At 56.1% G+C, this 13,449-nt stretch carries 12 protein-coding genes and 1 pseudogene; 5 read left to right on the top strand and 8 right to left on the bottom strand.

The window, feature by feature from the left end; translation table 11 throughout:
• From sucA to sucD, 4 genes and pseudogenes are all read left to right on the top strand, one after another.
• Positions 1–2,542 (top strand): annotated as a pseudogene (sucA, locus tag AB7E14_RS10925) (2-oxoglutarate dehydrogenase E1 component); the annotation flags it as partial.
• A gap of 14 nt (positions 2,543–2,556) precedes the next feature.
• Positions 2,557–3,777: a 2-oxoglutarate dehydrogenase complex dihydrolipoyllysine-residue succinyltransferase gene (odhB, locus tag AB7E14_RS10930; RefSeq protein ID WP_044256556.1), complete on the top strand. Its 1,221-nt coding sequence runs from the start codon at positions 2,557–2,559 to the stop codon at positions 3,775–3,777.
• 115 nt (positions 3,778–3,892) lie between these two features.
• Positions 3,893–5,059, top strand: coding sequence for an ADP-forming succinate--CoA ligase subunit beta (gene sucC / locus AB7E14_RS10935; RefSeq protein ID WP_042320639.1), 1,167 nt, complete (start codon positions 3,893–3,895; stop codon positions 5,057–5,059).
• On the top strand, positions 5,059–5,928 hold the full coding sequence (gene sucD / locus AB7E14_RS10940; RefSeq protein WP_043001365.1) for a succinate--CoA ligase subunit alpha: 870 nt from the start codon (positions 5,059–5,061) through the stop codon (positions 5,926–5,928). The genes sucC and sucD overlap by 1 nt, the downstream gene beginning before the upstream one ends.
• A 165-nt stretch (positions 5,929–6,093) precedes the next feature.
• Here the strand turns inward: sucD and AB7E14_RS10945 are convergent, their stop codons facing one another.
• From AB7E14_RS10945 to otnK, 8 genes are read right to left on the bottom strand one after another with little or no spacing between them, the layout of a single operon-like run.
• A complete protein-coding gene (locus AB7E14_RS10945; RefSeq protein ID WP_044266333.1) occupies positions 6,094–6,750 on the bottom strand; it encodes an aspartate/glutamate racemase family protein in 657 nt (218 codons plus the stop codon).
• Positions 6,747–7,166, bottom strand: coding sequence for a GlcG/HbpS family heme-binding protein (locus AB7E14_RS10950; protein WP_109740014.1), 420 nt, complete (start codon positions 7,164–7,166; stop codon positions 6,747–6,749). The genes AB7E14_RS10945 and AB7E14_RS10950 overlap by 4 nt, the downstream gene beginning before the upstream one ends.
• 6 nt (positions 7,167–7,172) lie before the next feature.
• A complete protein-coding gene (locus tag AB7E14_RS10955) occupies positions 7,173–8,519 on the bottom strand; it encodes a bile acid:sodium symporter family protein (protein ID WP_044327995.1) in 1,347 nt (448 codons plus the stop codon).
• A gap of 24 nt (positions 8,520–8,543) precedes the next feature.
• Entirely contained in the window at positions 8,544–9,353 is an 810-nt protein-coding gene (locus AB7E14_RS10960; protein WP_044327994.1) for a 3-keto-5-aminohexanoate cleavage protein, read from the bottom strand.
• Between the two features lie 36 nt (positions 9,354–9,389).
• A complete protein-coding gene (locus AB7E14_RS10965) occupies positions 9,390–10,166 on the bottom strand; it encodes a hydroxypyruvate isomerase family protein (RefSeq protein WP_316961895.1) in 777 nt (258 codons plus the stop codon).
• On the bottom strand, positions 10,147–10,953 hold the full coding sequence (locus AB7E14_RS10970; protein ID WP_042285318.1) for a DeoR/GlpR family DNA-binding transcription regulator: 807 nt from the start codon (positions 10,951–10,953) through the stop codon (positions 10,147–10,149). Before AB7E14_RS10970 ends, AB7E14_RS10965 begins: the two co-directional genes overlap by 20 nt.
• Positions 10,954–10,962: 9 nt before the next feature.
• Positions 10,963–11,607: an aldolase gene (locus tag AB7E14_RS10975; protein WP_044327998.1), complete on the bottom strand. Its 645-nt coding sequence runs from the start codon at positions 11,605–11,607 to the stop codon at positions 10,963–10,965.
• Positions 11,607–12,869, bottom strand: coding sequence for a 3-oxo-tetronate kinase (otnK, locus tag AB7E14_RS10980; RefSeq protein ID WP_316961894.1), 1,263 nt, complete (start codon positions 12,867–12,869; stop codon positions 11,607–11,609). Before otnK ends, AB7E14_RS10975 begins: the two co-directional genes overlap by 1 nt.
• Before the next feature lie 372 nt (positions 12,870–13,241).
• Between otnK and AB7E14_RS10985 the strand changes: the two genes are divergently transcribed.
• Positions 13,242–13,449 (top strand): PocR ligand-binding domain-containing protein (locus AB7E14_RS10985; protein ID WP_428169519.1); only part of this gene is annotated, 208 nt, incomplete at its 3' end.

The raw sequence follows: 13,449 nt of genomic DNA on the forward strand, positions 1-13,449 counted from the left end.
GAAGCCGGTTAAAGTCCTGCAGCTCATCACCGCTTAGCGCTTCCGTGGTCCCCAGCATGCGAATCTCGATCCGCTGGGTCTGGGGCAGCAAGACACTGTTGCCGATCTGGATCCGTCCTTCCACGATCTGACAGAGGCCGACTTCCAGGAAAGCTTTAACGTAGGTTCTTTTGCCGGCGGCAAAGAGACGATGAAGCTGGGCGAGCTGCTTTCCGCGCTCAAACAAACGTACTGCGGCCCGATTGGTGCTGAGTACATGCACATCACCAGCACCGAAGAGAAACGCTGGCTGCAACAGCGCATCGAATCCGGTCGCGCGGCATTCAGCAGCGAAGAGAAAAAACGCTTCCTGAGTGAACTCACCGCAGCCGAAGGTCTGGAACGTTATCTGGGCGCCAAATTCCCTGGCGCGAAACGCTTCTCGCTGGAAGGCGGTGATGCGTTAATCCCGATGCTCAAAGAGATGATCCGCCATGCCGGTAACAGCGGTACCCGTGAAGTGGTGCTGGGTATGGCGCACCGTGGTCGTCTGAACGTCCTGGTCAACGTACTGGGTAAGAAACCGCAGGATCTGTTCGACGAATTTGCGGGTAAACATAAAGAACATCTCGGCACCGGTGACGTGAAGTACCACATGGGCTTCTCATCGGATATCGAAACCGAAGGTGGCCTGGTTCACCTCGCGCTGGCGTTTAACCCGTCGCACCTGGAAATCGTCAGCCCGGTGGTGATCGGTTCCGTTCGCGCTCGTCTGGATCGTCTGGATGAGCCTAGTAGCAACAAAGTGCTGCCGATCACCATCCACGGCGACGCTGCGGTAACCGGGCAGGGCGTGGTTCAGGAAACCCTGAACATGTCGAAAGCGCGGGGTTACGAAGTGGGCGGTACCGTTCGCATCGTGATCAACAACCAGGTGGGCTTCACCACTTCTAACCCACTGGATGCACGTTCCACCCCGTACTGCACCGATATCGGTAAAATGGTACAGGCACCGATTTTCCACGTGAATGCGGACGATCCGGAAGCGGTGGCTTTCGTCACTCGTCTGGCACTGGATTTCCGCAACACCTTCAAACGCGATGTCTTCATCGACCTGGTGTGCTACCGCCGTCACGGCCACAACGAAGCCGACGAGCCGAGCGCAACCCAGCCGCTGATGTATCAGAAAATCAAAAAGCATCCGACCCCACGCAAAATCTATGCGGATAAGCTGGAAGCGGATAACGTCGCGACGCTGGAAGATGCCACCGAAATGGTCAACCTGTATCGCGACGCGCTGGACGCGGGCGAATGCGTGGTGAAAGAGTGGCGTCCGATGAATATGCACTCCTTTACCTGGTCGCCGTACCTCAACCACGAGTGGGATGAAGCGTACCCGAACAAGGTTGAAATGAAGCGCCTTCAGGAACTGGCGAAACGCATCAGTACGGTGCCTGAAACCGTTGAGATGCAGTCTCGTGTGGCCAAAATCTACGGCGACCGCCAGCTGATGGCGAACGGGGAAAAACCGTTCGACTGGGGCGGCGCAGAAACGCTGGCTTACGCTACGCTGGTTGACGAAGGGATCCCGATTCGCCTGTCCGGTGAAGACTCCGGTCGCGGCACCTTCTTCCATCGCCACGCGGTGATCCACAACCAGACCAACGGGTCGACCTGGACTCCTCTGCAGCATGTCCACAACGGGCAGGGCAGCTTCCGCGTCTGGGACTCCGTGTTGTCTGAAGAAGCGGTACTGGCCTTCGAATATGGCTATGCCACAGCGGAACCGCGCACCCTGACCATCTGGGAAGCGCAGTTCGGTGACTTCGCCAACGGCGCGCAGGTGGTTATCGACCAGTTCATCTCCTCTGGCGAACAGAAATGGGGCCGGATGTGTGGCCTGGTGATGCTGCTGCCGCACGGTTATGAAGGGCAGGGTCCGGAGCACTCCTCCGCGCGTCTGGAGCGTTATCTGCAACTTTGCGCAGAGCAGAACATGCAGGTGTGCGTACCGTCTACTCCGGCTCAGGTGTATCACATGCTGCGTCGTCAGGCGCTGCGCGGGATGCGTCGTCCGCTGGTGGTCATGTCGCCGAAATCGCTGCTGCGCCATCCGCTGGCGGTCTCCAGCCTGGATGAGCTGGCGAACGGCACTTTCCTGCCTGCCATCGGTGAAATCGATGACCTCGATCCGAAAGGCGTGAAGCGTGTGGTGATGTGTTCTGGTAAGGTTTATTACGACCTGCTGGAACAGCGTCGCAAGAACAATCAGAAAGATGTCGCCATTGTGCGCATCGAACAGCTTTATCCGTTCCCGCATCAGGCGATGCAGGACGTATTGAAACAGTACGCTCACGTACATGATTTTGTCTGGTGCCAGGAAGAGCCGCTCAACCAGGGCGCATGGTACTGCAGCCAGCATCATTTCCGTGAAGTGATTCCATTTGGGGCCGCTCTGCGTTATGCAGGTCGCCCGGCCTCCGCCTCTCCGGCGGTAGGGTATATGTCCGTTCACCAGAAACAGCAACAAGATCTGGTCAATGACGCGCTGAACGTCGATTAATTAAAGGATACATAATGAGTAGCGTAGATATTCTTGTTCCCGACCTGCCTGAGTCCGTAGCGGACGCGACTGTTGCCACCTGGCACAAAAAACCGGGTGATGCGGTGGTTCGTGACGAAGTGCTGGTAGAAATCGAAACTGACAAAGTGGTACTGGAAGTACCGGCATCAGCGGACGGCATTCTGGATGCGGTTCTGGAAGACGAAGGCACCACCGTGACCTCGCGCCAGATCCTCGGTCGCCTGCGTGAAGGCAATAGCGCGGGTAAAGAAACCAGCGCGAAGTCTGAAGAAAAAGCGTCTACCCCGGCGCAGCGTCAACAGGCTTCTCTGGAAGAGCAAAATAACGATGCGCTGAGCCCGGCGATCCGTCGCCTGTTGGCTGAGCACAATCTCGACGCCAGTGCGATCAAAGGCACCGGTGTGGGCGGACGTATCACCCGTGAAGATGTGGATAAGCATCTGGCGAAAGCCCCGGCGAAAGCCGAGGCCAAAGCACCGGCAGAAGCCCCTGCTGCACAGCCAGCGCTGGGGGCACGTAGCGAAAAACGCGTACCGATGACCCGTCTGCGCAAACGCGTGGCCGAGCGTCTGCTGGAAGCGAAAAACTCCACCGCCATGCTGACGACCTTCAACGAAGTCAACATGAAGCCCATCATGGATCTGCGTAAGCAGTACGGTGAAGCGTTTGAAAAACGTCACGGTATCCGTCTGGGCTTCATGTCCTTCTACGTGAAGGCGGTAGTAGAAGCGCTGAAACGCTATCCGGAAGTGAACGCTTCTATCGATGGCGACGACGTGGTGTATCACAACTACTTCGACGTGAGCATGGCGGTATCCACGCCGCGCGGTCTGGTGACCCCGGTCCTGCGCGACGTCGATACGCTGGGTATGGCTGACATCGAGAAAAACATCAAGACGCTGGCTATCAAAGGTCGTGACGGCAAGCTGACGGTGGAAGATCTGACGGGCGGTAACTTCACCATCACCAACGGTGGTGTGTTCGGTTCGCTGATGTCCACGCCGATCATCAACCCGCCGCAGAGCGCGATCCTTGGGATGCACGCGATTAAAGATCGTCCGATGGCGGTCGATGGCAAAGTGGAAATCCTGCCGATGATGTACCTGGCGCTGTCCTACGATCACCGTCTGATCGATGGTCGCGAATCCGTGGGCTTCCTGGTGGCGATCAAAGAACTGCTGGAAGATCCGACTCGTCTGCTGCTGGACGTGTAGTAAACAAGAGTATCACCTGCCTCGTAGGCCGGATGAGCGTAGCGCCATCCGGCACAAGCACCACGCCGGTCTACGGGTTTAAAGATAACGATTACCTGAAGGATGGACAGAACACATGAACTTACATGAATATCAGGCAAAACAACTTTTTGCCCGCTATGGCTTACCGGCGCCGGTGGGTTATGCCTGTACTACTCCGCGTGAAGCTGAAGAAGCGGCATCGAAAATCGGTGCGGGTCCGTGGGTAGTAAAATGTCAGGTTCACGCAGGTGGCCGCGGTAAAGCGGGCGGTGTGAAAGTTGTAAAAAGCAAAGAAGAGATTCGCGCGTTTGCTGAGCACTGGCTGGGCAAACGTCTGGTGACCTATCAAACAGACGCCAACGGTCAACCGGTCAACCAGATTCTGGTTGAAGCGGCGACCGATATTGATAAAGAGCTGTATCTGGGTGCGGTCGTTGACCGTAGCTCCCGTCGTGTGGTCTTCATGGCCTCCACCGAAGGCGGCGTGGAAATTGAAAAAGTGGCGGAAGAAACCCCGCACTTGATCCACAAAGTGGCGCTTGATCCGCTGACCGGCCCAATGCCGTATCAGGGACGCGAGCTGGCGTTTAAACTGGGTCTGGAAGGCAAACTGGTTCAGCAGTTCACCAAGATCTTCATGGGCCTGGCGACCATTTTCCTTGAGCGCGACCTGGCGCTGATCGAAATCAACCCGCTGGTTATCACCAAACAGGGTGACCTGATCTGCCTCGACGGCAAACTGGGCGCTGACGGCAACGCGCTGTTCCGCCAGCCGGATCTGCGCGAAATGCGCGATCAGTCTCAGGAAGACCCGCGTGAAGCGCAGGCAGCACAGTGGGAACTGAACTATGTCGCACTGGATGGCAACATCGGCTGCATGGTTAACGGCGCAGGTCTGGCGATGGGCACCATGGACATCGTGAAACTGCACGGCGGCGAACCGGCGAACTTCCTCGACGTGGGCGGCGGCGCAACCAAAGAGCGCGTCACCGAAGCGTTCAAAATTATCCTCTCTGACGACAACGTGAAAGCGGTTCTGGTTAACATCTTCGGTGGTATCGTGCGTTGCGACCTGATCGCTGACGGCATTATCGGCGCGGTAGCGGAAGTGGGTGTTAACGTTCCGGTGGTGGTTCGTCTTGAAGGCAACAACGCCGAACTCGGCGCGAAGAAACTGGCTGACAGCGGCCTGAATATTATTGCAGCGAAAAGTCTGACGGATGCAGCTCAGCAGGTTGTTGCCGCAGTGGAGGGGAAATAATGTCAGTTTTAATTAATAAAGATACCAAGGTTATCTGCCAGGGCTTCACCGGTAGCCAGGGGACATTCCACTCCGAACAGGCAATTGCCTACGGTACGCAGATGGTTGGCGGCGTAACGCCAGGCAAAGGCGGCACCACGCACCTGGGCCTGCCGGTATTTAACACCGTGCGTGAAGCCGTAGAAGCGACGGGTGCCACCGCGTCCGTTATCTACGTGCCGGCACCGTTCTGCAAAGACTCCATTCTGGAAGCCATCGACGCAGGCATTAAGCTCATCATCACTATCACCGAAGGCATCCCGACGCTGGATATGCTGACCGTGAAGGTGAAGCTGGATGAAGCCGGTGTACGCATGATCGGCCCGAACTGTCCGGGTGTTATCACCCCGGGCGAATGCAAAATCGGCATCATGCCCGGTCACATTCATAAGCCGGGTAAAGTGGGTATCGTCTCGCGTTCCGGTACGCTGACCTATGAAGCGGTTAAGCAGACCACCGACTACGGTTTCGGCCAGTCCACCTGTGTGGGCATCGGCGGCGACCCGATCCCGGGCTCTAACTTCATCGACATCCTGAAACTGTTCCAGGAAGATCCGCAGACCGAAGCGATCGTGATGATCGGTGAGATCGGCGGTAGCGCGGAAGAAGAAGCGGCGGCCTATATCAAAGATCACGTGACCAAACCGGTTGTTGGCTACATTGCCGGTGTGACCGCGCCGAAAGGCAAACGTATGGGTCACGCAGGCGCCATTATCGCCGGTGGTAAAGGGACTGCGGATGAGAAATTCGCTGCTCTGGAAGCCGCTGGTGTGAAAACCGTTCGCAGCCTGGCCGATATCGGCGAAGCGCTGAAAGCCGTCATTAAGTAAAAGCAATAAAACAGCCCAACCCCTGCATTTACCCGTGATGCAGGGGAAAGGGCTGGTCCATTTTCGACATGGTTGGCCATCTGATGATGGCCTTTTTTTTGCCTGTCTGTAGGCCGGATGGCGCTGGCGCTTATCCGGCCTAGGGGGGAGTGTTGGCTTGCCAGGTTATGCGCTTTCCGCCAGCGTTTTCAGCCAGCGGATGCCGCTTTCCGGAGAGGTCATCACCGGGACGGGCGGCGACGGAAGCTGCTGCAGAACGCGCGCCATCGACGCTTGCGCCAGCATAACCACATCAGCCTGTTTATACGCGCTGTGCAATCCTTCGCTGACGATGCGGTCATGCGTTTCCATATCGCCCGCCAGCAGAGCATGGAAGGCCTCTTCCATCAATATCGGCGTCACGGTGCATTGCTTACCACTGGCCTGTACTTTGCGCTGCACATACTCCAGCGTCGGTTTCATGGTCGTGGCGACAGTGGCCAGCACGGCAATGTTCTCACCCAGGCTAATGGCTTGTTCCACCATCGCGCAGTCGATACGGGCAAGCTGCAGCGGTGTCATAAACTGACACTGTTCAACCGCCGTGCCAATGGACGAACAGGCGGTGATGAAAATCTCGCAATCTGCTTTTTCGGCTATGTGGACGTAGTCGGCAATGCGTGCCGCAATGTTCGGCGTCACGCCTCCGGCCTTCATCACCTGCTTAATCATCGACTCTTCGACCAGGTGCATCACGTCCGCTTCAGGCATGATGTCGCCGATCAGTTGCTGCATCATGGCGAGCGTGGCGGAACTGGTGTGAAGCATAGCGATCTTTTTCATTCTGCGAACTCCTTGAGCAAACATTCGGCAACGGCCATAGCCGCATCGTGATCTTCCTGGGCGGACAGTCCACCAACCGCAACGGCCCCCAGGCATTTACCGTTGTGAAGAATCGGTACGCCGCCGGGCAGCGCGGTAAAACGTGGGTCAGCAAAGTAGCTGATATCCAGTGACTCATTTTGCAGACGTTGCAAAAACGCCTGAGTGGTGCAACCTAAACGGCTGCTGGTGCGTGCTTTGCGCTGCGTCAGCTCAATGGTCAACAGTTTGGCGTTATCCATACGGGCAAAGCTCAGTAACTCGCCGTGAGCGTCGCACACCGCCACGCTGAGCGGACGTTGCGCATAACGGGTGTCGGCGAGATCGAGCGCGCAGTCTACCGCGCGTCGTGCCTGTTGCAGGGTTAAAGTCATCATGGTGAGTTATCCTTTTGACAGAGGTTCTGATACCGGCTGAGCAGGCGAACTCTCGCTCTGGGCCTGCGCCTGTCGGGCATCCTTTTTGCGCCAGTAGTTAGCCAGCAGCGATCCGCTGACGTTGCCAAGCGGCGTCATGACCGCAGAGGCGAGACCAACGGTGGCCAGTTTTCCCATCGCGGCGGCAAGACCTGATGCCATCCCGCCGTTTTGCAGGCCGACTTCGAAGGCTACCGTCCGGGCGGACTGAACATCCATGCGGAAGATCCAGCGGCTCATCAGATAGCCAATCAGGAAGCCGCCGAGGTTGTGCATCAGCATGGCGAAGCAGAGCAGGAAGCCGACCTGAACCAGGTTGTCGCGCCCGGCTGCCGCTGCCGTAGTGGTGAAGAAAATGATGCCCATCATCGAGATGGTCGGCATGATCTTCTTAACGCCGGCCACGCGTCCATACAGCCAGTTATAGAACAGCGCCCAGATGATCCCGCCAGCCACAAAGTTCAGCACCACCGCATACATTTGCGCGTCGGCGCTGGCGCTACCAAACTGCGTGTCCCAGCCGCCGGTAAGCATATACAGCAGCCAGATGGCGCTGATCCCGGCCAGCGTTTGTACGGTACGACGCCCCTGTACGCCGGCATAGGTTTTCAGGTAGTCATGTAAAATCGCCGCGCCAATCGGGATCAACACGATTTTCACGACGTCCATCACCATCGCCGTGAGCTGGATGTCGATCATTGAACCCGCCAGCAGATTCACCCACAGCGGGGTCATGACCGTCGCCGCTAGCGTCGAGACGGCGGCGATCGAGACCGCCAGCGCCAGGTTGGCGTTGGCGATATACACCATGACGGTGGAGGAGAGCCCACTGGGACAGGAACCAATCAGCAGAATGCCTACCGCCACTTCCGGCGGAAAGTCAAAGATCAGCGTGATGCTCAGGCCGAGCAGAGGCATGATGACGAAATGACAGAAGGTGCCGATAAACACCGCCCAGGGCATTTTAGCGACGTCGATAAAGTCCTGAATCGTGAGTTTGGTGCCCATACTGAACATGGTCGCCTGGATCACCAAAAAGACGATCCATTTATGGGTGATGTTGAATCCGCCCCAGACGATTAGGTCGGTTGACCAGGTCATCGCCGCGACAAAGCCGGCAATGATCCACAGGGTAAACTGGTAGCTGCGAAGATTTGTCCAGTAGCCAGCACCTGCCGCGAAGCCTGTCGTCAGCATCACCAGCCCCGGCTGCCAGAGGGCGGGAGACTGCATCAGGGCGCCAATTGCCGCCAGGGCGCCACCGGCGATGCAGACGCCCAGTCCGGTTTTGTGAATAACGGTTGTGATAGTCATGGTGAAATGTCCTTTCTCTCGTTATTACTGCCGTGGTGGAATAGCTAACATTTGCCGCGCAATATCCGGCGTGGCGACCTTTTTATCCATACTGCGAATAAGCGTGGCGAGTTTGGCAACCTGCTGATAATTATGCTGAGCTTTCTCTTCGGCGCTTAAATAATAGCTATCTTCAAAACCAATTCTCACTTCACTGGCGCCCATGCCGACCGCTGCCGCAATAATATCGAAATTCTTGCGGCCAAAATGGGTAATTCCCCATAAGGCGTCGCGAGGGATCATACTGCGCAAGGCAATTAACGCATCAACCGTCGCGGGTGAACTTCCACGGTGTCCGAGGACAATATTGAATAACATCGGTTTCTTGAACGATATTTTTTCTTCCAGCGCCAGAATGTTATTAATCATGCCAATTTCGAAAACTTCAAATTCAGGAATAATGGAACGTTGGGTTATTTGTTGCGAACAATATTCGACGTCCGGTCCGGGATTAACGTACACGGCATCGCCGAGGTTAACGGAGCCGACGTTCAGCGACGCCATTTCGACGCCGGGACAGTCCAGAGGCGCGCAGCGCTCGGCAATCGACATGGTGGAGACGCCACCGGTTGAGGCCTGAATAATCAGGTTGGAATGGCGCATGACGTGGTCAATCGTCGCCTGAAAATCGGTGGTGTCTGGCGTCAGACGACCTTGTTTATCGCGAACGTGTAAATGCACGATGGCTGCACCCTGTTCGACGCTGGCCAGTATTTCCTGCGCCAGTTCTTCGGGTATAACTCTGGGGCAATCCGCGGCAACGGGTGCCAGCGAAATAATAACAGTATCCGACATGTGTTCCTCCGGTTTTCCGGTACAGAGATATTAAAATTATAAGTACGGTGTCATCCAGCGTAACGATTCGGGCCCTGGTGTTGACGGTTTATATTCACAACCTATCCAGCCCTGATAACCTGTTTGCTTAATAAATTCAAAAAGCCATGTTTCATTTAATTCTCCCGTTCCCGGTTCATGGCGACCGGGTACGGAAGCAATCTGAAAGTGTTTAATGATCGGTAAATAATGTTCAATAAGATGGGTAACATTACCGTGTATTTTTTGGCAGTGGTAAATATCAAACTGTAAGCCGATATTTTGTCTGTTCACTTCGCGAATAATACGTTCAGCCAGTGGAAAGCTATCAACAAAATAACCAGGCATATCGTCCGGGTTTAACGGTTCAATCAACACGTCGATATCGGCCCCAACCATGACGTCACAGGCGATACGCAGTCGGTCGGTTAATTGCTCATACTGGGCGTTAGCGGAAAGTCCGGCCACGCGCAATCCGGCCATGACGTGCACCTTGCGACAGCCCAGTGCCGTGGCGTAATCGCGGGCAATCAGCAGACTGCGATGAAACGCCTCGTCACAGCCTGGCAGGGAGGCCAGTCCGCGTTCACCGGCCTGCCAGTTACCCGCTGGCGCATTCATCAGCGCCACCGGCAGACCGGTTTCCCGTTGCGCCGCCAGCAGCACATCCAGCGGATGCTGCCAGAGAAACAGCCCTTCAACGCCGTGAAAACCCGCCGCCTTTGCGGCCTGAAAGCGCTCCGCAATGGGACGTTCGCAAAACAGCCAGTCGAGGTTAGCCGCTAACTTCAGCATGATGCGTTCCCTCCCGGCAATCCACCAGGTGCAGTTTCACGCCCTGGCTGGCAATGGTGTCCTGCGCTACGTCGGGTAACCGGTTATCCGAAATAATGTCGGTTAGTTGATCCAGCGAGCAGATGTGGAACATCCCGTATTTGCCAAATTTACTGCTGTCGCAGACCAGCACCCGACGGCGGGAGACGGTGAGCACGGCCTCTTTCACCGAGGCTTTGCCTTCGCTGGGGGTCGACATTCCACGTTCGGTATCCCACGAGGACGAACTGAGAAACGCCACGTCTATATTGATCGTGCGCAGAAAACTGGCGGCGCTTTTCCCAAGGCATGAGCGGTTGCGCTGATCCACCAGTCCGCCGGTGTGATATAGCGTGATGTGCGGCATATCCATCAGGTAGTGGCTGATGGAAAAATCGTTCGTCACCACCGTCAGGTTGAAGCAGTGGCTGGCGGCGACGGCTTTCGCCACTTCAAACAACGACGTTCCCGCATCGAGATACAGCGTTTGCCCTGGTTCTATCAACATCGCGGCTAGTTGCCCCATCCGTCGCTTCACGTCATGATGCAGCTCGGCCTTTTCCCGCCACGGCAGCTCCGATTTCAGCAGATTGTTGAGTTTCACCCCGCCATTGATCGAGATGACTTTGCCTTCTTCTTCCAGCAACTGAATATCGCGGCGCACGGTCATGTGCGACACGCTCATCAGATCCGCCAGCTCATTAAACGAGGCGACGTTTTTTTCATGCACGTAGCGGTAGATAAAATCACGTCGTTGTTCGGGGATCATCCTCTCACCTCATGCTCGCCGGGATTGTTCGAGTTCAGCTACTGCTTCCGCCGTTAGCGGCACGTAGCCGAGTGGTTTTAAGGTCAGCCAGATGCGGGCGCTGTCTTCCAGCTCTTCGGCATTAAACACCGCCTCACGAAGTGAGCGACCACTGACTACCGGGCCGTGATTTGCCAGGAGCGCGGCAGTATGGTCCGCCGCAATTTCGCTGAGTGCGCTGGCAATCCCCTCATGACCGGGTTTGAAATAGGGCAACAGAGGCAACTGTCCGACGCGCATTACGTAATACGGCGTTAACGGCGGAAGACAGTTTTCCGGTGTGCGGCATGGCAGACAGGAAAGGGCGGTCAGCCATGGCGAATGCAGATGAACCACCGCGCCGCAGGCCGGACGATGACGATACCAGGCCAGGTGCATGGGCACTTCTTTCGACGGTTTATCGCCACTGAGGTGAACGCCGTTGGCATCCAGTTTACTGAGCGTTGCGGCGTCCAGCTCGCCCAGACAGGAGTTGGTCGGCGTGACCAGATAGCCGCCGTCCGGCAGTCTTACGCTCAGGTTGCCCGAACCACCGCTGCTGAAGCCGCGCATAAACAGAGAACGACCGTAGTGCACCAACTGTTCGCGGAGTTGTTGTTCGTTAAGCTGACTCATCATGCAGACTCCTGCGCGGTGAAAAAGAAGTCTTCGTCACCGAAGTTGCCCGACTTCAGCGCCAGCGCGAGCGGCGGCTCGGCGGAGAACACCCACGGCACGCCGGGCGCGATGGCTTTGCCGACCGTCAGTCGCGTCACCTGTAACGCCTCCACTACGGTGCCGGACGTTTCGCCACCGGCGACGATAAAACTGTTTACGCCTGCGGCCTGCAGTTTGGCCGTCAGTCTGGCAAAGGTATGCTCAATCGCCCGGCTGGCGCGCTGCTCGCCGTACTCCTGTTGAATGCGTTTCAGCGCTTCCGGCGGCTGGGTGGCGTAAATCAATGGAGCGAGCGCGTCATCGACATGAGTCATTGTCCACCGCGACAGCTCGTCGCTGTAACGCTCTGCGTCTGTCAGGCAGCGCGCCACGTCGAGTAGAAGGGAAGCGGCCTGTGCTTTATAGCGATTCACCTGGCGGTTACTCATGGCGGAACAACTTCCGGAAAACACCACCGTTTTTGCCGGCTGCGGGAAGGGATGTACCGCTTCCCGCCCACGCTGTGGTGCGGCGCAAGCGGCCAGTGCACCACCCAGGCCGGAACCGCCCGCCAGCAACGGTGTATGACGTAAGGCCTGAGCGAGGGTCTGCAGATCGGCTTCGCTGAAGGTATCCACGATCACGTGACGTACACCTTGAGACTGGCAGCGTTCCAGCGCGTGAGTGACCGCTTCCACACCTTTCTGAATTGTGCTGAGGTCAATGCGCCCGACAGCGCTGGCAGTTTGCGCCGTGAGCAGGCGAATCAGGTTCGCATCGGTCATCGGGTTGAGCGGATGTTTCTCCATGCCGGATTCATTCAGTAATACGCCATTCACAAACAAATGACCGTGAATCACCGTCCGTCCGTTTTGTGGCAGGGCTGGGCAGTGAACGATGTACGGCGCGTGCATCGCTTCCATCAGCGCATCGCTGACCGGACCGATATTCCCGGCGGGGGTGGAATCAAAGGTGGAGCAATATTTAAAGTAAATTTGCCGCGCACCTGCCGTGTGGTGCAGCCATTGCCAGCAGCGTAATGATTGATCGATGGCCTGGTCAGCCGGTAGAGAACGGCTTTTCAGCGAGATGACAATCGCGTCGACCTCTTCATTCCACGGCTGCGCGGCGTCTGGCATCCCGGGCAGCAGCGCGACCCTCCAGCCTTGCTCAGCCATAAAACTTGCGATATCCGTTGCGCCAGTAAAGTCGTCGGCGATAACACCTGTCGTGACGGGCATACATCCACTCCGTTCAGATTATCTTGTCATTGAGCCTATTATTCAGGAGGGCGTTTCACATTCACATGATGATTCTCACAAATAAGCACATCATAAAATTGTATGTGATTTATATAACTGATTGAAAATTATAAATAAAATGATGTGTGATGTTGAAATGAAGCTCACAGGAAGATGTGAAGATTCGTTAATCTTTGGGAAAAGTTGTCACAGCAGTCGGTGGACTGGTGTTGAGGAGCGCGGGGGGCGCTCTTGCAATTTGATCATAATCACCTGATTAAATGAGATTATTTTTTGCGGTCAGGGTCATTTTTTCACCTGGACAAATTAAGCATAGTAGCGACGTTATCCAGACCACTGACGGAGCGTAACGTGCCTCAGCATATTCAGGACGATGTCTTACACACTTTTTACTCACTGGCAGAGGTATTTTCTAAGGCGACCGGGCTCGCCGCCGTGGTGGTAGACATTAATGGTCGGGAAATCTCTGCCTGTCATAATTTTAATTCGTTCTGTTCATTACTGCGCGCCAATCCGCAATACCAAAAAACGTGTCAGAAATGTGATAAATATTGCGCTT

Source organism: Citrobacter sp., from assembly GCF_050252275.1.
GTDB classification, from domain to species: Bacteria; Pseudomonadota; Gammaproteobacteria; order Enterobacterales; family Enterobacteriaceae; genus Citrobacter_A; species Citrobacter_A amalonaticus.